At 63.4% G+C, this 21875-nt stretch carries 26 protein-coding genes; 11 read left to right on the forward strand and 15 right to left on the reverse strand.

Features of this window, described 5'->3' with window-relative positions; genetic code table 11:
• Positions 1-131: 131 nt before the first annotated feature.
• Both EN845_RS08100 and EN845_RS08105 read right to left on the reverse strand, forming a co-directional pair.
• Positions 132-1154, reverse strand: coding sequence for a fatty acid desaturase (locus EN845_RS08100; RefSeq protein WP_127870004.1), 1023 nt, complete (start codon positions 1152-1154; stop codon positions 132-134).
• 91 nt (positions 1155-1245) lie between these two features.
• Positions 1246-1443, reverse strand: coding sequence for a hypothetical protein (locus EN845_RS08105; RefSeq protein ID WP_127280461.1), 198 nt, complete (start codon positions 1441-1443; stop codon positions 1246-1248).
• A gap of 226 nt (positions 1444-1669) precedes the next feature.
• On the opposite strand from EN845_RS08105, the gene grpE reads away from it, so the two are divergent.
• Both grpE and EN845_RS08115 read left to right on the forward strand, forming a co-directional pair.
• Complete coding sequence (gene grpE, locus EN845_RS08110) at positions 1670-2302, forward strand: nucleotide exchange factor GrpE (RefSeq protein ID WP_127870003.1); 633 nt, start codon at positions 1670-1672, stop codon at positions 2300-2302.
• A gap of 113 nt (positions 2303-2415) precedes the next feature.
• On the forward strand, positions 2416-3048 hold the full coding sequence (locus EN845_RS08115; RefSeq protein ID WP_127870002.1) for a trimeric intracellular cation channel family protein: 633 nt from the start codon (positions 2416-2418) through the stop codon (positions 3046-3048).
• 100 nt (positions 3049-3148) lie between these two features.
• On the opposite strand, the gene EN845_RS08120 is transcribed toward EN845_RS08115, so the two are convergent.
• The 7 genes from EN845_RS08120 to EN845_RS08150 all read right to left on the reverse strand — a co-directional run bounded on the left by EN845_RS08120 (position 3149) and on the right by EN845_RS08150 (position 10778).
• On the reverse strand, positions 3149-4024 hold the full coding sequence (locus EN845_RS08120) for a GNAT family N-acetyltransferase (RefSeq protein WP_167531310.1): 876 nt from the start codon (positions 4022-4024) through the stop codon (positions 3149-3151).
• A 242-nt stretch (positions 4025-4266) separates the two neighbouring features.
• Positions 4267-6558, reverse strand: coding sequence for a PAS domain-containing hybrid sensor histidine kinase/response regulator (locus tag EN845_RS08125; RefSeq protein WP_127870001.1), 2292 nt, complete (start codon positions 6556-6558; stop codon positions 4267-4269).
• Positions 6559-6698: 140 nt separating this feature from the next.
• Positions 6699-7688 (reverse strand): MDR family oxidoreductase, encoded by a 990-nt coding sequence (locus EN845_RS08130; protein ID WP_127870000.1) that lies wholly within the window; start codon positions 7686-7688, stop codon positions 6699-6701.
• 55 nt (positions 7689-7743) lie between these two features.
• The gene (lspA, locus tag EN845_RS08135) at positions 7744-8241 is read right to left on the reverse strand and encodes a signal peptidase II (RefSeq protein ID WP_127869999.1); all 498 of its coding nucleotides are present in this window, start codon (positions 8239-8241) and stop codon (positions 7744-7746) included.
• A gap of 13 nt (positions 8242-8254) precedes the next feature.
• Positions 8255-9112 (reverse strand): RNA methyltransferase, encoded by an 858-nt coding sequence (locus EN845_RS08140; protein WP_127869998.1) that lies wholly within the window; start codon positions 9110-9112, stop codon positions 8255-8257.
• 1 nt (position 9113) lies between these two features.
• Positions 9114-10205, reverse strand: a complete 1092-nt coding sequence (locus EN845_RS08145) for a class I SAM-dependent rRNA methyltransferase (RefSeq protein ID WP_127869997.1) — start codon at positions 10203-10205, stop codon at positions 9114-9116.
• A 90-nt stretch (positions 10206-10295) separates the two neighbouring features.
• Positions 10296-10778 carry a DUF1772 domain-containing protein gene (locus EN845_RS08150; protein ID WP_127869996.1) on the reverse strand — a complete coding sequence of 161 codons (483 nt, stop codon included), beginning with the start codon at positions 10776-10778 and terminating at the stop codon, positions 10296-10298.
• Positions 10779-10869: 91 nt separating this feature from the next.
• Here EN845_RS08150 and EN845_RS08155 point away from each other — a divergent pair, with 91 nt between their 5' ends.
• From EN845_RS08155 to EN845_RS08165, 3 genes are all read left to right on the forward strand, one after another.
• Positions 10870-11559: a YafY family protein gene (locus EN845_RS08155; RefSeq protein WP_127869995.1), complete on the forward strand. Its 690-nt coding sequence runs from the start codon at positions 10870-10872 to the stop codon at positions 11557-11559.
• A 74-nt stretch (positions 11560-11633) separates the two neighbouring features.
• Positions 11634-12014: a VOC family protein gene (locus tag EN845_RS08160; protein WP_127869994.1), complete on the forward strand. Its 381-nt coding sequence runs from the start codon at positions 11634-11636 to the stop codon at positions 12012-12014.
• Positions 12011-12448, forward strand: a complete 438-nt coding sequence (locus EN845_RS08165; protein ID WP_127869993.1) for an EVE domain-containing protein — start codon at positions 12011-12013, stop codon at positions 12446-12448. Before EN845_RS08160 ends, EN845_RS08165 begins: the two co-directional genes overlap by 4 nt.
• Here the strand turns inward: EN845_RS08165 and EN845_RS08170 are convergent.
• The 4 genes from EN845_RS08170 to sppA all read right to left on the reverse strand — a co-directional run bounded on the left by EN845_RS08170 (position 12438) and on the right by sppA (position 15181).
• Positions 12438-13403 (reverse strand): ornithine cyclodeaminase family protein, encoded by a 966-nt coding sequence (locus EN845_RS08170; RefSeq protein ID WP_127279748.1) that lies wholly within the window; start codon positions 13401-13403, stop codon positions 12438-12440. The genes EN845_RS08165 and EN845_RS08170 overlap by 11 nt on opposite strands.
• Positions 13404-13440: 37 nt before the next feature.
• Positions 13441-13821: a LapA family protein gene (locus tag EN845_RS08175; protein ID WP_127279749.1), complete on the reverse strand. Its 381-nt coding sequence runs from the start codon at positions 13819-13821 to the stop codon at positions 13441-13443.
• Positions 13822-13860: 39 nt separating this feature from the next.
• Positions 13861-14145, reverse strand: a complete 285-nt coding sequence (locus EN845_RS08180; RefSeq protein WP_006200394.1) for an integration host factor subunit beta — start codon at positions 14143-14145, stop codon at positions 13861-13863.
• Between the two features lie 79 nt (positions 14146-14224).
• Complete coding sequence (gene sppA, locus EN845_RS08185) at positions 14225-15181, reverse strand: signal peptide peptidase SppA (RefSeq protein ID WP_127869992.1); 957 nt, start codon at positions 15179-15181, stop codon at positions 14225-14227.
• Between the two features lie 357 nt (positions 15182-15538).
• Here sppA and lptC point away from each other — a divergent pair, with 357 nt between their 5' ends.
• From lptC to ptsN, 6 genes are all read left to right on the forward strand, one after another.
• Positions 15539-16252: an LPS export ABC transporter periplasmic protein LptC gene (gene lptC, locus EN845_RS08190; protein WP_127279797.1), complete on the forward strand. Its 714-nt coding sequence runs from the start codon at positions 15539-15541 to the stop codon at positions 16250-16252.
• Positions 16239-16844 (forward strand): LptA/OstA family protein, encoded by a 606-nt coding sequence (locus EN845_RS08195; RefSeq protein ID WP_127279798.1) that lies wholly within the window; start codon positions 16239-16241, stop codon positions 16842-16844. Before lptC ends, EN845_RS08195 begins: the two co-directional genes overlap by 14 nt.
• Positions 16844-17662, forward strand: a complete 819-nt coding sequence (lptB, locus tag EN845_RS08200) for an LPS export ABC transporter ATP-binding protein (protein ID WP_127279799.1) — start codon at positions 16844-16846, stop codon at positions 17660-17662. The genes EN845_RS08195 and lptB overlap by 1 nt, the downstream gene beginning before the upstream one ends.
• A 292-nt stretch (positions 17663-17954) precedes the next feature.
• A complete protein-coding gene (gene rpoN / locus EN845_RS08205) occupies positions 17955-19481 on the forward strand; it encodes an RNA polymerase factor sigma-54 (RefSeq protein WP_127869991.1) in 1527 nt (508 codons plus the stop codon).
• Positions 19482-19864: 383 nt separating this feature from the next.
• Positions 19865-20449, forward strand: a complete 585-nt coding sequence (gene raiA / locus EN845_RS08210; RefSeq protein ID WP_127279801.1) for a ribosome-associated translation inhibitor RaiA — start codon at positions 19865-19867, stop codon at positions 20447-20449.
• 57 nt (positions 20450-20506) lie between these two features.
• Complete coding sequence (gene ptsN, locus EN845_RS08215; RefSeq protein WP_010911486.1) at positions 20507-20971, forward strand: PTS IIA-like nitrogen regulatory protein PtsN; 465 nt, start codon at positions 20507-20509, stop codon at positions 20969-20971.
• A gap of 65 nt (positions 20972-21036) precedes the next feature.
• Here the strand turns inward: ptsN and EN845_RS08220 are convergent, their stop codons facing one another.
• A complete protein-coding gene (locus EN845_RS08220) occupies positions 21037-21294 on the reverse strand; it encodes a DUF1150 family protein (RefSeq protein WP_127869990.1) in 258 nt (85 codons plus the stop codon).
• Positions 21295-21358: 64 nt separating this feature from the next.
• Complete coding sequence (locus tag EN845_RS08225; protein ID WP_013893014.1) at positions 21359-21784, reverse strand: Hsp20 family protein; 426 nt, start codon at positions 21782-21784, stop codon at positions 21359-21361.
• Between the last annotated feature and the right edge of the window lie 91 nt (positions 21785-21875).

Genomic DNA, 21875 nt, shown 5'->3' on the forward strand with positions numbered 1-21875 from the left:
CTCAGGTTGGAAAGCTTTGCGCTGCTTCCTCATGCGGCCCTTGGGCATTGTTCGAAAAGCCAGGCAATTGGCTTTTCGTCCGCTGCGCGGACCGCACTTCACCTCTCCGTTGATGGGAAGCAAGACAAGCGCTACAGCGCCGCGTGTGCCTCTCGGAACGATATCAGCTTGCTGCGGCTTTCGTCCCACAAGGCCAGTTTGACGCAGCGCAGGCTGTCGAGCAGCGTGACGCGGCCGATACCGCGCAGTTCCGGATAGTCTCGCAGCACTTCCTGCAACCGGTAGCCGGGCACCTTGGCGGAGAGGTGGTGGACGTGGTGGACGCCGATATTGCCGGTGAACCAGTTCAGAACCGGCGGCAGGTCGTAGTAGGACGAGCCGTGCAGGGCGGCATGCTGGAACTGCCATTCCTCGTCCTTCGCCCATTCGGTCTCCTCGAACTGATGCTGGACGTAGAACAGCCAGATGCCGGCCGAACCGGCGAGGATGACGATCGGCAGATGGACAATCAGGAACGCGCCGGGACCGACGGCCCAGATAAGCAATGCCGCCGCAAGCGCAATGGCGAGATTGGTGGTCATCGACGACACCCAGGGCGTAAAGCCGCCGCGCATCATACCGATGGGCAGCCTTTGCGAGAAGATGAACAACCAGATCGGCCCGAGCCCGAACATCACCAGCGGATGGCGATAGAGGCGATAGGCCAGGCGCCCGCGCCAGGACAGGCGCCGGTACTCGGCGACGGTCAACGTCCTGATGTCACCCATGCCGCGCTCATCGAGATTGCCGGCGCTGGCATGATGCACGGCGTGGGCACGCCGCCAGCAATCGTAGGGCGTCAGCGTCAGGACACCGAGCGCTCGGCCGATCCAGTCGTCGGCAATGCGATTGGCGAAGAACGAGCCATGGCCGCAATCGTGCTGGATCATGAAGATCCGCACCAGGAACCCGGCCGCGGGCAGGATGAGGATCAGCCCCCACCAATGGCCGTAGGCATAGGCGGCGGAAGACAGAGCCCACAGCGAGGCGAAAGGAATGAGGGTAATGGCGAGTTCGAGTGCGCTGCGCCGCCTGTCGGGCTTCTTGTAGCGTGCCAGAATCTTGAGCCAGGCGCGCTTGCTACTCGCCGCCATTTCCGGGGAAATCATGTTCATCAGGAAGCATAGGCAGGGTGCGCCGCCGCCGCAAGCCGGCCTTCACGTAAAGTTACTGTGCGTAATTGTCGCGTAAGGCCGGACGAGGCGCCTACTGCCGCCGCCAGGCGTCGCCATTCTCGACCCGGTCAAGGCGGTCGAGCAATTGCCTGAAACGATCGGGGATGTCGGTCTCCGTGTGGAAGGCTGGCAAGGTGCGCAGAAAGCGCGCCATCGTCTCGGCACCGAGCTGGCGCCGGACCTCCGCGGCGAGCCTTTCGCCCTTTTCAAGCTTTTTGCGGGTCATCATCTCAAAATCCTGCGTCGGCTCCGAAACTCCTCCAGCAAGGGAATGGTTCCCCCATCACGCCCCTGAGGCAAGCAAAGCCGGCAAGTACGGTAAAATTTGAATTAAAATCGCAGCATCGTCCCGGCGTCTTCAAAGGGCCTTGCGGTTGCTTTCCCCTTGATTTTTGGCCTGCGAACCTCGATATCGGGCACAAAATCCACACCATTCAAGATGACGGGAAACGGCGATGAGCGACCAGGCAAAAGACGAACGCGCGCCCAGTGAAGCCGAGGCGGCCGAGGCCAATGCCGAGCGCACGGAAGGCAGCATCGATGGCGACTATGAAGCGCTTGTACGACTGCTGAAGGAAAACGAAGAACTGAAGGACCGCGCGCTGCGCGTCGCGGCCGAGATGGAGAACCTGCGCCGCCGCACCGCGCGCGACGTGCATGACGCGCGAACCTATGCGGTGGCGAATTTCGCCCGCGACATGCTGTCGGTGTCGGACAATCTGCGCCGCGCGCTGGATGCCATTCCCGCCGAGGCCAAGGCGTCGGGGGACGCCGGCTTCAAGGCACTGATCGAAGGCGTCGACCTGACCGAGCGCGCCATGCTGTCGGCGCTGGAACGGCACGGGGTCAAGAAACTCGCGCCGGAAGGCGAAAAGTTCGATCCCAATTTCCACCAGGCAATGTTCGAAGTGCCCAATCCCGATGTGCCGGCCAACACCGTGGTCCAGGTCGTGCAGCCGGGCTATTCGATCGGCGAGCGGGTGCTGCGCCCGGCCATGGTCGGCGTCGCCAAGGGCGGCCCGAAAATTGTCGCCGACGCACCGGTCGAGCCAGGGCCGGTCAATGAGCAGGCCGAAAAGGATGCGTGATTAGGGAATAGGGGAGTAGGGCAGGAAAACAGGAAGCCGTATGAATCATGCGGCTTCGTGCTAAACATACTCCCCTACTCCCCTACTCCCCTGCTCCCTTAACCGCATAATTCATGAACCCCATCGCCCTCCTCGACTATGCCGGCGTTGCCGTCTTCGCGGCGACCGGGGCGTTGGCGGCGTCGCGCAAGCAGCTCGACATTATCGGCTTTCTGTTCCTGGCCAGCGTCACCGGTATCGGCGGCGGCACGCTTCGCGACGTTATCCTCAATCTGCCAGTTTTCTGGGTCGCCAACTCCAGCTATGTGCTGATCTGCGCGGCGGTTGCGGTGCTGGTGTTCTTTGGTGCGCACCGTGTCGAATCCCGCTGGAAATGGCTGCTCTGGCTCGACGCCATCGGGTTGGCCGCTTTTTCGGTGATGGGGGCGGCCAAGGGGCTGGCCATTACCGGTTCGCCGGTCGTCTCCGTCATCACCGGCGTGCTCACCGCCACGTCAGGCGGCATCCTGCGTGATCTGCTGGCCGGCGAGCCCTCGGTGCTGCTGAGGCCGGAAATCTACGTTACGGCCGCTCTCGCAGGTGCTGCAATCTTCACGGCTGGCGACGTCACAGGATTGCCGCCGATCGTTTCAGAACTGGCCGGCTTCGCCGCGGCGTTCGCGGTGCGCGGCGGTGCGCTCCGTTTCGGCTGGACGTTTCCAGCCTACAAAAGCCGGCCCGGCCGGCGGCCTGAAGACATTCCCTGAAGAGAGGGAGTAGGGAGTAGGGAAATTGTCAGTAGTCGCCAAAGCGTGAATCGTGGCGTCTTCACCACTGCCCACTGCCCACTGCCTACTGTCTACTCGCTCACGCCGCGAAGCGCTGCGCTTCGCCGCCATAATAGTTGACGTAGCGGGCCCCGATCTCCTTGACCGGCATCACCACGAAAATGTCGACGGTCGAGAATTCGCGGTCGATGACGCAACCATCGCCGATGCGGGCGCCGACCCGCAGATAGCCCTTGACCAGTGGTGGCATCGCCGCGATCGCCGCCTTGGTGTTGACCGCCTCGATCGGCATCAGGTCCATGGAGCAGTAGCGTCCGGACACAGCGCGCACGTCCCAGGCCGAGTTGGTGCGGCAGTGATGGGCGAGATAGGTGAGCGCCTCGGCGTGCGCGGCCGGCACGGTGCCGTGGAAGGAGGCACATCCGGTCATCACGCCGATCTCGTAGTGATTGATGTAAGCCCAGATGCCTTGCCACAGCGCCTCGATGGTGCGCTTCGAACGGTATTCCGGCAACACACAGGAGCGGCCGAGTTCCAGGAAACGCTGGCCGGGATGACGGGCGATGAGCTTGGTCAGCTCGAATTCGCCTTCGGAATAGAAGCCTCCGGCGGTTGCCGCGATTTCTTGCCGCAGCAAGCGATAGGTGCCGACGATGCGGCGGTGCTCAGGGCCGGAAAGCGAGGTATCGAGGACGAGGAGATGGTCGCAGAGCGGGTCGAAGCGATCGGCGTCGCGGCGGTCCTGCGCCTGGAACAGATCCTTCCTGGCGCCAAGCTCGTCATAAAATACACGGTAGCGCACTTCCTGCGCGGCCGCGATCTCGGCCTCGTTGCGGGCGAGCCGCACTTCGAGATTGCCGATACGGCCGAGCGCTGCGCCTTTTATGACGGAATCGACATTACGTCCGGCGAGCAAGGCGCTGCTGGCGTTCGGCCGAGTGTCACATTCCGGCATAACTGTATGCACGAGTGATTCTCCTTCGAGCCATCCCTCTTGGCACGGGGATACGGTGTAGGTGCAACAGGATTGTGACAGTACCGTGATACAGCGTCGCGGGCAATACTTCGTCGGCTGGCGAAAACGGTCAACCGGCTATGTTGCGGCACAAGAGCCTACGCGCGTTGGCTTCGCGGGCGCCCGAAACCGGGCTGCTTTTTTTGGCGGGCTTCGTCTGCCATGCACCGTGAAAAGGCGGCTCAAGCGGCGACCTGGCCCTCGACGGCGCTGACCAGCGCGTCGGGGTCGAGCGGCTTGGTGACGAAGCCGCTGGCGCCGTGGGCGAGCACCGCATGGCGGGTCTTTTCCTGGCTGTCGGCCGACAGCACCATGATCGGCACCGGCGGTACGGAGGCTTCCTCCTCGTGGCGGCGGATCGCGGCAATGGCGTCCAATCCGTCCATGACCGGCATATGCAGATCCATCAGCACCACGTCGAAGCGGTGCTTGTGGCCGGCGCCGGTGACCGCCTCGACGGCAGCCTTGCCGTTGCCGACCACCTTGACGCGATGCCCGGCCTTCAACAGCGTTGCGCGGGCCAGCATGGCATTGATGTCGTTATCCTCGGCGATCAGCACGGACAGGCCCTGTTGGCGTTCGCCTGAGGCACGAAGCGCCGGTGCGCGGCGTTTTTCCGGCCGCGGCGGGGCGAGGACCGGCGTCTGGCTGCTCAAAAGGACACGCAAAAGTGTTCCTCCGCGCACCGGCCGGGCAAGGAATGTCGCGTAGCCGCTGGCACGAAACTCACCAAGCATGCCGCGGTCGGTGGGTGCGATCAGCGTGACGGCTTCGCAATCGGTGAACCCATGCTGGCGAAGCCGCTTGAGCAGCTTCCCGTCACTCTCTTCCAGGGCCGCGTCGACCAGAAGCACGTCACAGCCGTCGGCAAAGGATGCGGCCTGGGCCACGGTGGTGGCGATGCCGGCCGCGCCGCCATTGGCGCGGATGGTGCGGGCGATGGCGTCGGCCTCGACGGTGTTCTTGGACAGGATCACGGCGCGTCGGCCGGCAAGCGCGTTCAGCCGGCCCTGCGGCGGCTCGGTAGCCGATATGGCCGGAATCTCGAAGACGAATTCCGATCCCTGGCCTAGCCGGCTGGATACCGAAATCGTGCCGCCCATGGCGGTGACCAGACGCTTGGAGATGGCAAGCCCCAGTCCGGCACCGCCATGCGTGCGCGTCGAGGTGCCGTCGGCCTGCTCGAACTCCTCGAAGATGCGCTCCATGTCCTCGTCGCGCAGGCCGGGGCCGGTATCGGCGATGGTGAAGCAGATGCGGTCGCTGGTCTCGGTGCGGGCGCGCGCGACGCTGACCAGCACGCCGCCGCTGTCGGTGAACTTGATGGCGTTGCCGATGAGGTTGAGCAGCACCTGCCTGACCCGGCCCGGATCGGCGGTGATCAATTGCGGCACATCCGGTTCGACATGGCAGCCGAGGCCGATATTCTTGGCGAAGGCGCGCGCGGCCATCAATTCGATGATGTTGTCGGCGATCTCGCGCACGGACATGGGCTGCGGTTCGGGATCGAAGCGTCCGGCCTCGATCTTGGAATAGTCGAGCAGATCCTCGATCAGGGCAAGCAAGGCGCTGGCCGAGGTCGAGATGGCGCCGACATAGGTCTGCTGTTCCGGCGACAGGCTGGTGTCGGCGAGCAGCTTGGCCATGCCCATGATGCCGTTCATCGGCGTGCGGATCTCATGGCTGACAGTGGCGAGGAAACGCGACTTGGCCTGGCTTGCGAACTCGGCCCGTTCGCGCGCCGTGATCATGGACGATTCGGCGCGCTTGCGTGCGGTGATGTCGCGGGCGATGGCGCGATGCGAGACGGCATCGCTGTCCTTGTCGCGCACGGACAGCTCGATCCAGGAGAACCAGCGCGGCCCGGTGGGCGTGCGGATGGCGACGTCGGTGGAACTCAGGCATTCATGGTCGGAGAAAGCGGCATCGGGAACGATGCCGACCTCGATGCCGAGTTCGGCCAGCGTCTTGCCGGCAAGGTCGCGCTGATCGGTTTCGACAAGGTCGGCGAACACCTTGTTGGCATAGACGATGTAACCGTCGCGGTCGCGATGGATGACGAGATCGCCGAGCGCGTCGATGAGACCGCGAAAGCGCTCCTCGCTTTCCTGCATCTCCCACATGCGGTCGGCCAGCGTCTCGATCTCGGCGCGGTTGCGGGCGGTGGTTTCGTCGAGCAGGACCGTACTGCGGCGTACGCTGCGCCTGGCGTGCAGGTGCATGGCCAGGCCGGCAAGGCCTGTTGCCAGCAACGCAAGGCTGATGAAGACCGGCGCTCCGGTCAGGTAGGAGAGGCCGGCCAGCACCATGACAACGAAGGTCAGGATCGGCAGGCCTTCGCGCTTGGCCGGTTGCTGATCGGGCACCAGCGGCGGCGCGGCGATAAACCGCCGCGCCATTGCCGGCGCTTGCGCCGGTGCCGCAACGATGTCGTCGCCAGGGTCGGCCCGTTGGCTGTCGGATTCCGCGATCATGCGAAATCCTTGCCAGACAGACATTATGGAAAATTGCGGGGGATCGTTCGAATTTTAGCGGATCGGGGTTTTTGCCCCGGCGAAGACCGATTTGCCGCCCGATGTGGCAATTCCGTCCGGCCTGCGATCCCTCAGTCCGGTCACATGTCGACGACGACGCGACCGCGGATCTTGCCATCGACGATGTCGTGTGCCGCACCGATGATGCCGTCGAAGCCGATGGTCGTGGACAGGCTGGCGAGCTTGTCCACATCGAGATCGGAGCCGATGCGCCGCCAGGCTTCGAGGCGCACGGCCTTCGGCGCCATCACTGAATCGATGCCGAGCAGGGAGACGCCGCGCAGGATGAAGGGCGCCACGCTCGATGGCAGATCCATGCCACCGGCGAGGCCGCAGGCCGCGACCGCCCCGCCATAGGAGGTCATCGACAGAACGTTGGCCAATGTGTGGCTGCCGACCGAATCGATACCACCGGCCCAGCGCTCCTTGGCCAGCGGCTTGGCGGGCTGGTTGAGCTCGTCGCGCGATATCACTTCGGCGGCGCCAAGATTGATCAGATAAGGGCTTTCGGCATTGCGGCCTGTCGAGGCGACGACATGGTAGCCGAGGCTGGACAGGATGGAGACCGCGACCGAACCGACGCCGCCGGCAGCGCCCGTCACCACGACAGGGCCGCGATCAGACAGGATGCCGTGCCGCTCCAATGCCATGACGCAGAGCATGGCCGTGTAGCCGGCGGTGCCGACAGCCATGGCATCATGCGCGCTCATGCTCTCCGGCAACGGCACCAGCCAGTCGCCCTTCACGCGGGCGCGCCCGGCATAGGCGCCGAAATGGGTTTCGCCAACGCCCCAGCCGTTCAGGATGACCTTGTCACCCTTGCGCCAGTCGGGATTGGAAGAGGAGATGACAGTGCCGGCAAGGTCGATGCCCGGCACCAGCGGCCATCGGCGGATCACCGGCGCCTTGCCCGATATGGCCAGTCCATCCTTGTAGTTCACCGTCGTCGCCTCGACCGCGATGGTGACGTCGCCCTCCATCAGATCGGCGTCGGTGAGATCAGTCACGGCGACCGACTGTTTTTTCTCGGCGTCGCGCGAAACGAGGATGGCTTTGAACGTTTCGGTCATCTTTCTCTCCGCGAACTTGCTTGGCGTCTGACTGTGCGGCGATGGCCGCGCGGGGTCAATCTTTGGAAGGCTTGGCGTTCGAAGGTTTGGGTTCACGCCGCCAGCCGATGAGTTCGTCGAACACGACCAGTGCCGCACCCACGGAAATGAAGGCGTCCGCAAGGTTGAAGACGGCGAAGGACCAGACCGGCGTGTGGAACAGGATGTAGTCGATGACGTGGCCGTAGACGGCACGGTCGATCAGATTGCCCAGAGCGCCGCCGATGATCAGAGCAAAGCCGGTACGGGCGATGACATGGCCCGATGGCGTGCGCGTGGCGAGGTAAAGCACGAAAGCGACGACCAGCACGGCGATGACCACGAGGCCGGTGTCGCCGAAGGAGGAGAACATCGAGAAGGCGATGCCGGTGTTGTAGGTGCGAAACAGCGCCAGGAAGGGCAGCAGGTCGAGCTTCTCCTGAAAGGGCAGGCTGGCCTCGACAACTGACTTTATCCATTGGTCGAGCGCGATGGCCACGATGACGAGCAGCGCGTAGGGAGACCATGATTTCACGATTGGACAACCTTCATTGCTGGTCCGGGATTGGTTCGAGTTTCAGCGCGCCGCGCCTGATCTCGAACAGCATAATGCCGGTGGCGACTGCGAGATTGAGCGAATCGGCACGGCCTGCCTGCGGAATCCTGAGCAGCCTGTCGCAGCTCGCCGCCAGGCTTTCGGGCAGTCCCTGCTGCTCGTTGCCCATCATCAGCAACACCGGCCCGCGGGAAAAATCGACCGAGCGGTAGTCGACCGCGCCTTTCAGATGGGTGCCCGCGACGAGACCTGAAAAGCCGCCGCGCCAGGCAAGGAATGCCTCGGTCGTTGCCTTCGCCACTGGCACGGCGAAAATGGAACCCATGGTGGCGCGCACCGTTTCCACCGAAAACGGATCGGTGGTGTCGCCGACCAGAATGACGCCCTTGGCGCCGACGGCATCGACGGTGCGGATGACGGTGCCGAGATTGCCGGGATCGCGCACCCGGTCGAGCGCGACCCAGACATCGCCATTGTCGGCACTGATGTCCTTCAGGGCCAGGAATTTCTGCGAGAAGACGCCGACCACCATTTGCGGATTGTCACGGCGGGTGATGGCGACAAGCACTTTTTCCGATACTTCGAGCACGGTGCCGCCGGCGGCAACCGTGCGCGCCGCGACCTTTTCCACGGCCGCGTTGCCGCGTCCGGCCTTGGCGAAAACAAGCGTCCTGATCTGCCAGCCCAGATCGAGCGCATCGATGACCAGCTTCAGCCCTTCGGCCATGAAGGCGTTCTGCTGGTCGCGGAATTTCTTCAAGGCGAGTGCCTTGATGTCCTTGACCAGCGGATTGGCAAGACTGGTGACTTCCTTCACCTGGCCGGGTGCGCCGGCGTGCCGTTCGTTCATGTCAGGCCACCCAGCGCGAAAACAGTGAAGTCGAAAGCGCCCGGCCGGCGGACTTTTCACGGATGATCAACTCGCCCGATTCAACCTTGCCGCCCATGCCGGCGAAGGTGTCGCGCATCAGGGCGTGGATGGCGAAGAAGGAGGCACGGATCGAATAGGCGGTCAGCACCACGGCGAGCGGTTTTGGGGTCAGGATCGAGCGACAGAGGTCCGTCAAATCAGGCAGGTCCTCGAACAATTGCCAGACCTCGCCCTTGGGGCCGCGGCCATAGGCCGGCGGATCGAACAGGATGATGTCGTAGCGGCTGCCGCGACGCTCCTCGCGCTCGGCGAACTTCACCGCGTCATCGACGATCCAGCGTATCGGCTTGCCGCCAAGGCCGGCCATCTCCTGGTTTTCGCGCGCCCAGCCGATCGCCTTCTTCGAGGCGTCGACATGGGTGACCTCGGCGCCCGCGCGCGCCGCCACCAGCGAGGCAAGGCCGGTATAACCGAACAGGTTGAGCACCTTGACGGGGCGCCTGGCCGCCGCGATCAGCCCTGCCATATGATCCCAGTGCGAAGCCTGCTCGGGAAAGACGCCGACATGGCGAAACGAGGTGAAACGGCCGAGATAGTCAATGCCGTCATGCTTCATCGGCCAGGTTTCGCCGAGCGGCGTCTTGGGGAAGCGCCAGCGGCCGATGCCTTCCTCGTCGGTGTCGCCGGTGAAGATGGCGTCGGCGCGCTCCCAATCCCTTGCCGGGAGAGCCTTCTGCCAGATCGCCTGGCCCTCAGGCCGGACGATGCGGTAGGGACCGTATTGTTCGAGTTTTTGTCCCGCGCCGCTGTCGAGCAACGCATAATCGGCGTTGGGAGCGACTTCCAGGATTACCGGGAGTTGCTCGGCGGGCAGGGCGCCGTCGCGTCGAGCGATGATGCGCGCCGCTGGCTTCGGCTCGGTCCGATCCTCGGCCCTGGCGGCCTGCTGCTCACGCGGCCGGGAATCAGGCCGCACGGCCGCGCGGTTCTCTGGCGTGCGCGATTGCGCGGCCCCACCCTTCGCCGGCTGGTGCGAGCGATCGTCGCGGCGTTTGTCGCGGAAGGATTTCAAGAAGCATCGTCTCCGGCGGTCTGGCCCGCTTCTGCCACAGCTACGCCCATTGGCGCAACAAACGCGCGCGACATTGCCTTGCCGGAAAGCTCAGCGCCTGATCGTAAGCAGGGCCAGGACCAGTGAGACGAAGCCTGCGGCCTTGAACGCCGTGACAACCATATGGCCGGTCTCCCAACGCAGGCGGATGGCTTCGAAATCATCGGGAATCGGGCCTGGCACGCAGGTGGCAAGGACATCGTTGGCCGGCTTGACGAGTACGATCCAGAATATCAGCGACAGTGCATAGAGCAGGGCGGCGGAAAATGCGAACCAGAATGCCCGGCGATCCTCATGGATCAGCCATGCCAATAATGCCGGACAGGCGATCGCCGCGATATCCAGCGGTGCGCCGATGACGGCAAAGAGCAGGAACTGACCGTTGAAAACCGTCGTCTCGCGCCAGAGGACCGGCGGCCAATGCGAAAGCCGCGGCAGCGATTCCAGGACATGGGCGAAGGACGGTCCGAGGCTGAGCGCGCCGACCAGGGCGGTCAAGGCGGACCAGAACAGCAGGAAACCATATATCTGCATGGTGACTGAACGCTTCCGGGCCACGGCTGTTCCCCAGCTTGTGGTCGCCTGCGCTCCGGCCCTATCGTTGGCCCTTTCCGGATTGCCGCCAATGTCCCGTTCCGAACGCCTGCTTGACCTCATTCAGTCGCTGCGCCGGCACCGCCGGCCGGTGAGCGGGCAAGCATTGGCCGATGAACTAGGGATTTCGATCCGCACGCTCTACCGCGACATCGTAACGTTGCAGGGGCAAGGCGCACCGATCGAGGGCGAGGCGGGACTTGGCTATGTGCTCAAGCCCGGCTTCATGCTGCCGCCGCTGATGTTCAGCGACGAGGAGATCGAAGCCATTGTGCTTGGTTCGCGCTGGGTCGCCAAGCAGCCGGACCGGCGTCTTTCGGCTGCTGCCGCCAACGCGCTGGCCAAGATCGCGGCCGTGCTGCCCGACGATTTGCGTGAGGATCTCGATGCCTCGACGCTGCTGGTCGGGCCGCCGGCGGAAGTCATCGAGGGTATTGATCTCGGCCTGGTGCGGCAGGCCATCCGCAACGAACGCAAGCTCGCTTTCCACTACCGCGATGCTGGCGGCGCCGCCTCGCAACGTGTCGTCTGGCCGTTTGCGCTTGGCTTCTTCGACAAGGTGCGGGTCGTGGTGGCGTGGTGCGAGACGCGGCAGGATTTCCGGCATTTTCGCACGGACCGCATCGCGGAGCTGAAGCCAATCGACACACGCTATCCACGTCGGCGCCAGGCGATGCTCAAGGAATGGCGGGCAACGTTCGACAGGCCTCGCGGCTCCTAACGGATACTGCCAGAATCTGACAGTAGCCTGTTCTAAGGTCTCCAAATCGAAACACCGCCCCTTGGAGAACAGACATGACCACCCCGAACTTTGTCATCCTCTATGTCGATCAGCCGCTCGAGAGCGGCGCCTTCTACAGCGCGCTGCTGGGACGCGAGCCGGTCGAAAGCGCACCGACCTTCGTGCTGTTCGTGCTCGATGCGGGCTTCAAGCTCGGGCTGTGGTCGCGTCATACGGTCGAGCCGGCCGCGACTGCCGTGGGCGGCGGCGCCGAGATCGTCTTTGCCCTGGAGACACCCGACGCGGTCGACGCCACTCATGCCGACTGGGCCGGGCGCGGCCTGAAGATATTGCAGCCGCCGACGAACATGGATTTCGGCCGCACTTTCGTTGCGCTCGATCCCGACAATCACCGTTTGCGTGTTTACTGGCTGAACGCGGGAGGACAGGCATGAACGCCTGCTGGATCGCGGTGGCGTCGGCGCAGCATGTCCGGCGCGGCCGGCAGGGCGGCTTCCTGCAGGTTAACCACGGCAAGGCTGCACCTCTGCGCCGCGTCAGGCCCGGCGACGGCATCGTCTATTACTCGCCAACCACCGTTTTGGGGGAGAAAGACGGTCTGCAGGCGTTCACGGCGATCGGCACGGTGCGGGAAGGAGAACCTTATCAAGGCGAGATGGGCGGCGGCTTCACGCCGTTCCGCCGTGATGTCGGCTGGGCGCAGGCCGGGGAAACGCCGATCAAGCCATTGCTTGAGAGGCTGGAATTCACCGCAGGCAAATCGAACTGGGGTTACCAGCTGCGCTTTGGCCTGTTTCCGATCAGCGCGACCGATTTTGCCCTAATCGCAGGGGCGATGGGCGCCAAACTGGCTTCGACTAGCCCCTGAGTGCCTTGTAGACGGCAATGCCGGCGGCAAGATCCTCGAGTGCCGCGCCGACCGACTTGAACAGCGTAATCTCGTCGGGGCTGCCGCGGCCTTGCTTCTGGCCGCGCGCCAGTTCGTGCAGGTCGGCGACGATGGCTTCCGGCTTCAGGACGCCGGAGGCCAGTGGCTGGACGATGTCACCGGCCTCCTTGGTGGCGCCGGCGCGGGTGTCGACATAGACGCGGGCGCGCATGATCGCGTCGTCATCGCTTTCGCGCATCGTCGGGGTGAAGCCGCCAACCAGATCGACATGGGTTCCCGGCCGCAGCAGCGTACCCTTGACCAGCGGCTTGGTGGTGATTGTCGCCGAGGAGACGATGTCGGCCTGGCCAAGCTCGGCATCGAGATCGGTCGCGGCGCTGGCCGCGAAGCCCTCGGCGCACAGATCGGCCGCGACTTTCTCGGCGTTGGCCGGGGTACGGTTCCAGATGCGGATTGTCTTGATTGGCCGCACGGCGCTGTGCGCCTTGGCGAGGAAGGGTGAGAGCGCGCCGGCGCCGACCACCAGCAGCCGCGAGGCGTCGTCGCGGGCGAGATAGGACGCCGCGAGCGCCGAGGCGCAGGCCGTTCGCCACTGCGTCAGCCGCTGGCCGTCGATCAGGGCTTCCGGTTCGCCGGTGCCGCCATCGAGCAGGAGATAGAGCCCCATCACGGCTGGCTTGCCGATGGCGTTGTTGTCGGGCGAGACGGTGACGATCTTGACGCCGATATGGCCGCCGGCCGAACCGCCGGCGGCGTGAAAATCGGTCCAGGCCGGCATCAGAAGCAGGGTCGACGCCGCGCCATCAGGCCTCTCGACCGCGTGATGATGCCTGACCGGCTGCACCGCGCCCTCGCGAAAAGCAGTGCGCAGCGTCTCGACCAGTCCAGGAAAGGTCAGCGCACGATCGACCTCCGCAGCCGAAATGGTCAGCATGAAAAGCTCCGTGAAAAGAAATGCGCCGGCCTGCGGTTCAAGTGGTCGGCTTCGGCAATGCCGGTCCTTGGGCCGGTCCTTGGGCCGACCCTTGGACCGACCCTTGGACTGGCCCCTGGGGCACTGAGGGCGCGCGGCTGACCGCCTGGCGCAGGTTTTCCGCCTCGGCGCCGCGCTGGCGCGCCAGCTTGCGGTAGCGGCCTTGCTTTACCCAGGTCGCCAGGCTGCCGACGATCATGCCGATGGCGAGCGCCAGGAACAGGAAGATGAACAGCGGCAAGGTCAGCGTCAGCTTGGGATTGCCGGGATTGAATGGATCCAGCGTGAAGGCGACGAGTTCGCGGTTTGCAACGGCCAAGGCGATCAAGATGATCGCCAGGGGCACGAAGACCACGATGAGCATGAAGCGATTGAGCATGATGTTTTCCGTTGCAAGCGGCCGGACAAGGCAGTCCGGCTACTTGCCGCCGTTCAGCCTTTCACGCAGTTCCTTGCCGGTCTTGAAGAACGGCACCCATTTCTCCTCGACCTCGACGGACTCGCCGGTGCGCGGGTTGCGGCCGGTGCGGGCGGGTCGATTCTTCACCGAAAAAGCGCCGAAGCCGCGCAATTCGACCCGGTTGCCCTCGGCAAGCGCGTCGGTGATTTCATCGAAGATCGCGCCGACGATGTTTTCGACGTCGCGCAGGAAAAGATGCGGATTGCGCGTGGCAATAATCTGCACAAGCTCGGACTTGATCATCAGACGGGTCCCCGTGAAAGCAGTTCGGCCAAAATTATCAGGATGATTTTATTTGCTTTTTCAGCTGTCCCAACGCGTCTCAAGGGTGCCAGACGGAAACGAGACCGTCAAGAAACAAGCGGTTGGCGCCAAGTTCATGGATGACGTCGCCGCCGGAATCCGGCAAGCCGAGCGCGCCGGCGATCGTGCGTGCCATCGCCTTCGAGAACAGGAAGCCGCCGCGCCGTTCCGTGTCCTTCCATTCGACCACCTTGAGCTTGGCATCGACACCCTTGGTCGCCAGCCAGTCGATGGCCACGGACTCGCCGCCGACGGCGTCGATCAACCCGTTGGCAACACCTTGGCGGCCGGTGAAGATCGAACCGTCGGCGAGCGCCAGTGCTTGTTCGTGCGTCATCTTGCGGCGTTCCGCGACGATGCCGACGAACCAGTCGTAGCTGTCGAGGATGAGCTTGCGGACCATGGCGCGTTCGTCGTCATTGGTCGGCTTGAAGGGCGAGGGCGAGGCTTTCAGAGGCGAGGATTTCACCTCCTCCAGCTTGACGCCGAGCTTGTCCATCAGGCCGCTGACGTCAGGATACTGGATCAGCACGCCGATGGAGCCGACGATCGAGGTCTTGCGGGCGACAATATGGTCGGCGGCGCTTGCGATCATGTAGCCCGCCGACGCGGCGAGCGTGCCGACCTCGGCCACGACCGGCTTGTCGGCGGCGAGCTTGCGCACCTCCTCGTAGATCGATTCCCCGCCGACGGTGGTGCCGCCGGGAGAATCGATCACCAGGATCACGCCTTTTACTTTCGACGACTGGCGGATGGTCTCCAGCCGCTTGATCAGTTCGTCGTCCTCGGTGATGGTGCCTTCGATCCTGACCTTGGCGATGTGGTCGACGGTGGAGCCGCCGAAATCGTCGCCATAGAACCAGGCCGACAGCGCAATCACCCCGAGCGCCACGATGCCAAAGGCCGCGACACGCCAGAAAGTCAGCTTGCGCCGCAAGCGGCGGCGGTCGATCAGGTCGTCGGCTCTCAATGCCATCGTCAGCCTCACAGTCAGCGGGAAGAGACGCTTTTAGACCATGATGTCTCCATCGGGAAGCAGTTCCATCCCGCACATGGCGCGGCAATCCGCGCGCGACGGTCCTTATGCTGTCTGTTTTGTGACTGGTCTGTGCGGGGGACGCAAGGTAAGTGGGAAGAACTTCGGTGATGAAAAAAGACGCAAGGGCGACTATTTCTGCTATGAAGCACTGGCTATTGCGCTGACCCGGGTTTCGTTTGTGCAATGGCAGCTGTCACATTTTTGCGGTTTTCGTCGGCTTGTGCTTGCGTGAGGACGCTGGCGTCCCACCTATAGGCGGTGCTCCCCGGGGGCGGGTTTTAGAAGAAAGCAGTCATGTTAGCGCGACCGAATGAACCGGCCAGCCCGGAGACGGAGTTGGCTCCCCCGGAGGATGGCTGGACGCGGGACGAGGCTTTCGACCGCGCTCAGCGTCACTCGCGCCGCGTGCGCGTGCTCAAATTCGCCGTGCCCTTGGCCGCGGCGCTGATCGCCGTCGCCTTCCCGATCTATTCGTATCTCGCCGCCCCCGTTTCCGTCGCGGTGCAGGCGGAAGGCACCGCCTTCTCCAACGGCAAGCTGGTGATGGCCAATCCCAAACTCAATGGCTTCACCAAGCAGAAGCAGCCCTACTCGATGACGGCGCTGCGGGCGATACAGGATGTGAGCACGCAAGGCATCATCGAGCTCGAGGGCATCGACGCCAAGGTGCCGATCGCTCCCGACAATGTCGCGGCGGTAAAAGCCTCGCGTGGCACCTATGATCGCGACGGCAATACGATGAAACTGGACAGCGACGTCACCATCACCACGACCGACGGCATGCAGGCCAAGTTCAAATCGGTCTTCCTCGACATGGGCAAAGGCACTATGAAGACGGATGATCCCGTCGATGTCAGCCGTGGCGGGTCGCAGATCACAGCGAATTCCCTGTCGGTCCAGGACAATGGCAAGATCCTGGTGTTCGAGAATAGGGTGCGCGTCAACATTGATGCCGCCAGTCTGAAGGCGGCTGAGGCAAAGGGCGAAGAAGCGAATGTGGCTCAATAGTTCGACACGGCTTGCGGCCGCAACTTCGGCGCTGCTCCTGCTCAGCCTGGCGCCGTCGCTGGCGCAGTCGTCTGCCGCCAGTCAGGTGTCAGGCCTCAAACTGGCCGGTGACAAGCCGATCCAGATCGAAAGCGACAAGCTGGAAGTGCGTCAAGCCGAGAATGTCGCCATCTTCACGGGCAATGTCACCGTCGTCCAGGGGCCGACGCTGATGAAGGCCGGCAAGATGATGGTCTATTACATCAAGGATGCCAATGCCGCGGCCAAGGGCACGGAAGCCGCGGGCGCTGCGATGACCGGCTCGGCCAACATCGACCATCTCGAAATCTCCGACAAGGTGTACATCAAGTCGGATCAGCAGGTCGCTACCGGCGATCAGGGCAGTTTCGACATGAAGAGCCAGGTGCTGGTGCTTTCGGGCAAAAAGGTCGTCCTGTCGCAAAACGACAATGTCCTGGTCGGCTGCAAGCTTACCGTGCAGATGAAAAGCGGACTGGCCCAGGTCGATCCATGCGCTGGGCAGCGCGTGCAGATGTCGATCACGCCGCCGCCGAAATCGGATGCGTCGAAATCGGGAGCGACGAACCCCTGATGGCCAGCCTGTCGTCGCTGACGGCGCGTCTTCCGGGACGGGCCGCAGGCAAGCTTTCGGCTCCGGCCACGGTCACCGCCGACAAGGCGAAGTTCAAGGGAACCTTGATCGCCAAGGGCCTGACCAAGAGCTACAAGGGCCGCAAGGTCGTCAGCGGCGTCACGCTGGGCGTACGCGCCGGCGAGGCCGTCGGGCTGCTCGGCCCTAACGGCGCCGGCAAGACGACCTGCTTCTACATGGTTACCGGCCTGGTGCCGGTGGATGAAGGCACGATCGAGATCGACGGCTTCGACGTCACCTCGATGCCGATGTATCGCCGCGCGCGCCTCGGCATCGGCTATCTGCCCCAGGAGGCCTCGATCTTCCGCGGCCTCAATGTCGAACAGAACATCCGCGCCGTGCTCGAAGTGGTGGAAAAAGACCGCAAGGTCCGCGAGCGCAACCTCGACGAACTGCTCGAGGAATTCCACATCAGCCATCTGCGCAAGGCGCCGTCCATGTCGCTCTCGGGCGGCGAAAGGCGGCGCCTGGAAATCGCGCGCGCGCTGGCGACGCGTCCGGCCTACATGTTGCTCGACGAACCCTTCGCCGGCATCGATCCGATCGCGGTCGCCGACATCCAGCAGTTGGTGCGTCACCTGACGGCGCGCGGCATCGGTGTCCTCATCACCGACCACAATGTGCGTGAGACGCTCGGCCTGATCGACCGTGCCTATATCATCCACGCCGGCCAGGTGCTGACCCATGGCCGCGCCGACGAAGTGGTGGCAAATCCCGACGTGCGGCGGCTTTATCTCGGCGAGGGTTTTACCCTCTGAGCAATTCCTTGTCCTACACGCCGCTTCGCTGCGTCTGTTTTTACGAAGTTCCGGCCAGGAAGCTGTTTTTTCCCCGGCTCTTGGAATTGCTCTGAGCGTGAAATTTGTTTCCTGACACGATTTTTTGGGCGGTGCGGCCTGTTTTTTCGCGGTTTTGCCGCGGGATAACGCTCCGGTAAGCGGGTTTTGCTAGGCTTTGCCTTGACAAGCAAAAGCCGGGCCAGTTTCTATGCCCGCCGTGAAATTCATTCCGGAAGTCCGGACGCGTTCAGGAGGCGTTTGAAACCGAGCCATGGCGTTGGCGGCGAAACTACAGCTCCGACAGTCGCAGTCGCTGGTGATGACGCCGCAGCTGATGCAGTCGATTCGGCTGCTGCAGTTCACCCATGCCGAGCTCGAGCATTTCATCGACGAGGAGATCGAGCGCAATCCGCTCCTGGAGCGCGCCGAGCCGCAGGACGATGCCGCGAGCGATCAGGCGCAGAAGCTCGAGGCCGAGCCGCAAGCCGCCCCCGACGGCGACTGGTTCGAGAACGAGACGGCATGGAGCGCCGAGGCGATCTCGGAAAAGCTCGATACGTCCCTGGAAAACCTGTTTCCCGATGATCCCGGCACCAGCGAACGGCTCGGGCCCGACCTGACGGCGCAATGGAAATCGGCTTCGGGCAGCGGCGGCGGCTCCTCGTCCGAGGGGCTCGATGCCGGCGACATGGCGGCGAGCGCGATCACGCTGCGCGACCATGTCGGCGAACAGATCGCACTTGCCTTCACCGATCCCGTAGCGCGGCTGATCGCCGGAGAACTTTCCGATGGGCTCGACGAGACCGGCTATGTCAGGGCCGATCTGGCGGAGATCGCCGCGCGGCTCGGCATCGACAGCCTGGCGGTGGGCAACGTGCTGGCCGTATGCCAGACCTTCGAGCCGGCCGGCCTGTTCGCCCGCGATCTCGCGGAATGCCTTTCCCTGCAGCTTGCCGTGCGTGACCGGCTCGATCCGGCGATGAAGGCCCTGGTCGCCAATCTCGAACTGCTGGCACGGCGCGATTTCCAGACGCTGAAGCGGCTCTGCGGCGTCGACGAGGAGGATTTGCTCGACATGCTGGCCGAAATCCGGGCGCTCGACCCGCGGCCCGGCATGGCTTTTTCGGGCGGCGCCAGCGACGCCATCGTCGCCGATGTCGAGGTGCGGGCGGCCAATGACGGCAGCTGGACCGTCGAACTCAATGCCGAAACGCTGCCGCGCGTGCTGGTCGACCATATTTATTTCGCCCAGGTGTCGCCGCACGCGAAGAACCAGGCGGAGAAGGATTTCCTGGCCGAGTGCCTGCAGAACGCCAATTGGCTGACGCGCAGCCTCGACCAGCGGGCAAAGACGATCCTCAAAGTGGCCTCGGAAATCGTGCGCCAGCAGGACGCCTTCCTCGTCCATGGCGTACGCCATCTGAAGCCGCTCAACCTGCGCACGGTGGCCGACGCCATCGGCATGCACGAATCGACGGTCAGCCGGGTCACAGCGAACAAATACATGCTGACCCCGCGCGGCGTGTTCGAGCTGCGCTATTTCTTCACCGCCTCGATCGCGGCATCGGGCGGTGGCGAAGCGCATTCCTCCGAAGCGGTGCGTGATCGCATCAAGCAAATGATCGACGAGGAGAAGCCCGTCGATGTGCTGTCGGACGATGCTATCGTCGACATGCTCAGGGAAAGCGGCGTCGATATCGCCCGGCGCACGGTCGCCAAATACCGGGAAGGCATGAATATTCCCTCGTCGGTGCAGCGCCGGCGCGAGAAACGGGCGCTCGCCAGCGCCGGCCGCTAGAGCAAGCCCAGGAAAATTGTAAAGCGGTTTCCCGGGAAAAGCGCATAGCGCTTCCCTTGGCAATTGCGCCAAGGCAAAGAGATGGAGCGGCGTTTCCGTGAAATGATGGACAGCTCCATGCGCTCACGATTTCCACAGTTTTCGAGTTTCATTGACAAGCCACGGTGAAGTGGCTAGAAGCCCGCCCGCATGAGACGGGCCTGATGCCCGCTAGCGGATGGTCCGTCACGACATGACCCCGGGACGGTCAAGAAGGCGGCTTGTGATCAACCGGAAAGTTCGGATTTAAATCGGCGCGAGTGACGCCGCAAAGCTTGTGCGCACGGATCACGAGTATAAACTCGGGCCAGTTTGAAGCCTGAGCAAGGAAGGTCAGTTTTCAGATGAATCTGCGCATATCGGGAAAGCACATGGATATCGGCGATGCGTTCCGCACACGCATCAACGATCGGGTCGGTGAAGCGATCGGCAAATATTTCGATCGCGGCTTCGCGGGACACGTCACCGTCATCAAATCGGGTTCGCGCTATTCGGCGGATTGCATGATCCGGCTGGATTCAGGCGCCTCGCTGCAAGCCACCGGCGATGCCCAGGATCCGACGCTGGCCTTCGAGGCCGCAGCCGATCGGCTGGAGACCCGGCTTCGGCGCTACAAGCGCCGTCTGAAATCGCACAATTCGGGCAATGGCAACGGCGAATTGACCGACATTGCCTATACCGTGATGGCACCGCTTGCCGATGACGATGAGGAAATCCCGGAGGATTTCGCACCGGCCATCGTCGCCGAATCAACCATGACGCTGAAGACCATGTCGGTGGCCTCGGCCGTCATCGAGCTCGATACCAAGGACAGTCCGGTGGTTGTTTTCCGCAATGCCGGAACCGACCATCTCAACATCGTCTATCGCCGGCCCGACGGAAACATCGGCTGGATCGATCCGTCCACGACCAAAGTCGCACAGGGATAAAAGCCAGCCGCACGAGGGGTGGGGACTGGCGCGGCAGGCGAACAAGGATTTTCAAGTATGGATCTGAGCGATCTTATCAGCGTTCCGGCGATTTTGCCGGCGTTGAAGGCGAACTCCAAGAAGCAGCTTCTGCAATTGCTGTCCGAGCGGGCGGCGGCGATTTCGGGCATTCCGGAACGGGAGGTGTTCGACACCATCCTGCAGCGTGAGCGCCTGGGTTCGACCGGCGTCGGCAACGGCATCGCCATCCCGCACGGCAAGCTTGCCGGCGTGAAGCGCATCGCCGGCGTTTTCGCCCGGCTGGAAACGCCCGTCGATTTCGAATCGCTGGATGACCAACCGGTCGATCTGGTGTTTCTGCTGCTGGCGCCTGAAGGGGCGGGTGCCGATCACCTCAAGGCGCTGTCGCGCATCGCGCGCGTGCTGCGCGATGCCGACACGGTGGCCAAGATCAGGGGAACGCGTGACGCCACGGCGATCCATGCGCTTTTGTCGGACACGCAGGCCTCGCACGCGGCCTGAAGTCATCTTCTTTAAGATATCACCCCAAGGGCCGCCGTGAGCGGCCCTTTCGTTTCCGTCCCGCCTTAATGAATGGCGACGGTGGTCAAATCGTTTTCCATGGCGCCGGCCAGAGCACGGTCACGCGCATCGGAAAGCAGGATCGGCTGGCCGTTGGCGCCAAACAGGGCCCACAGCTCCATGCCGGGCGCGATTTCACCGATGTTGGGGAAGCGGCCGAGCAGTTCGTCGCTCGAGACCTTGCGCAGATAGGCGACCGAGCCTTCGCCGAGATGGGCGAACTCGCCGCTGGTCATGGTGATGATTTCGTCAGTTCTGGTCATTTCAAGCCTCCTTGGCGCGAGGACGCCGCTCAAGGCCATCCCGCATGAGAGCCATCAGTGAAGATCAGTCTTTCACCGATATATTTATTTTCCGTACCAGCCGTTCGGACTCCGGCCGATCGAGGTCGATCGACAAAAGGCCGTTCTTCAGTTCCGCCGCGATCACCCGCATGCCGTCGGCCAGCACGAAACAGCGCTGGAACTGGCGCGCGGCAATGCCGCGATGAAGGAATTCGCGCTCGGTGTCGTCGGTTTGACGGCCGCGCACGACCAGCTGGTTTTCCTCCGTTGTCACATCGAGATCGCTTTCGGCGAAACCGGCGACGGCGAGTGTAATGCGCAGCCTTTCGGCCTTGCCGTCGGCACCGCTGAGGCGCTCGATATTGTAGGGAGGGTAGCTGTCGCCGGACTTCGCCAGGCGCTCCAGCGTCTTTTCCATGGCGTCGAAACCCAGGAGAAGCGGGCTGGAGAAAGGCGTCATTCGGCTCATGTTACACTGTCCTCTCAAGAGCGACATAAACTGGAAAAACCCGGATGGCATTTTTCCCGATGGTCTTGATATGGTCCGCCCCGCGGCCAAG

It is taken from the genome of Mesorhizobium sp. M8A.F.Ca.ET.202.01.1.1, from assembly GCF_004791595.1.
In the GTDB taxonomy this organism is placed as follows: Bacteria; Pseudomonadota; Alphaproteobacteria; order Rhizobiales; family Rhizobiaceae; genus Mesorhizobium.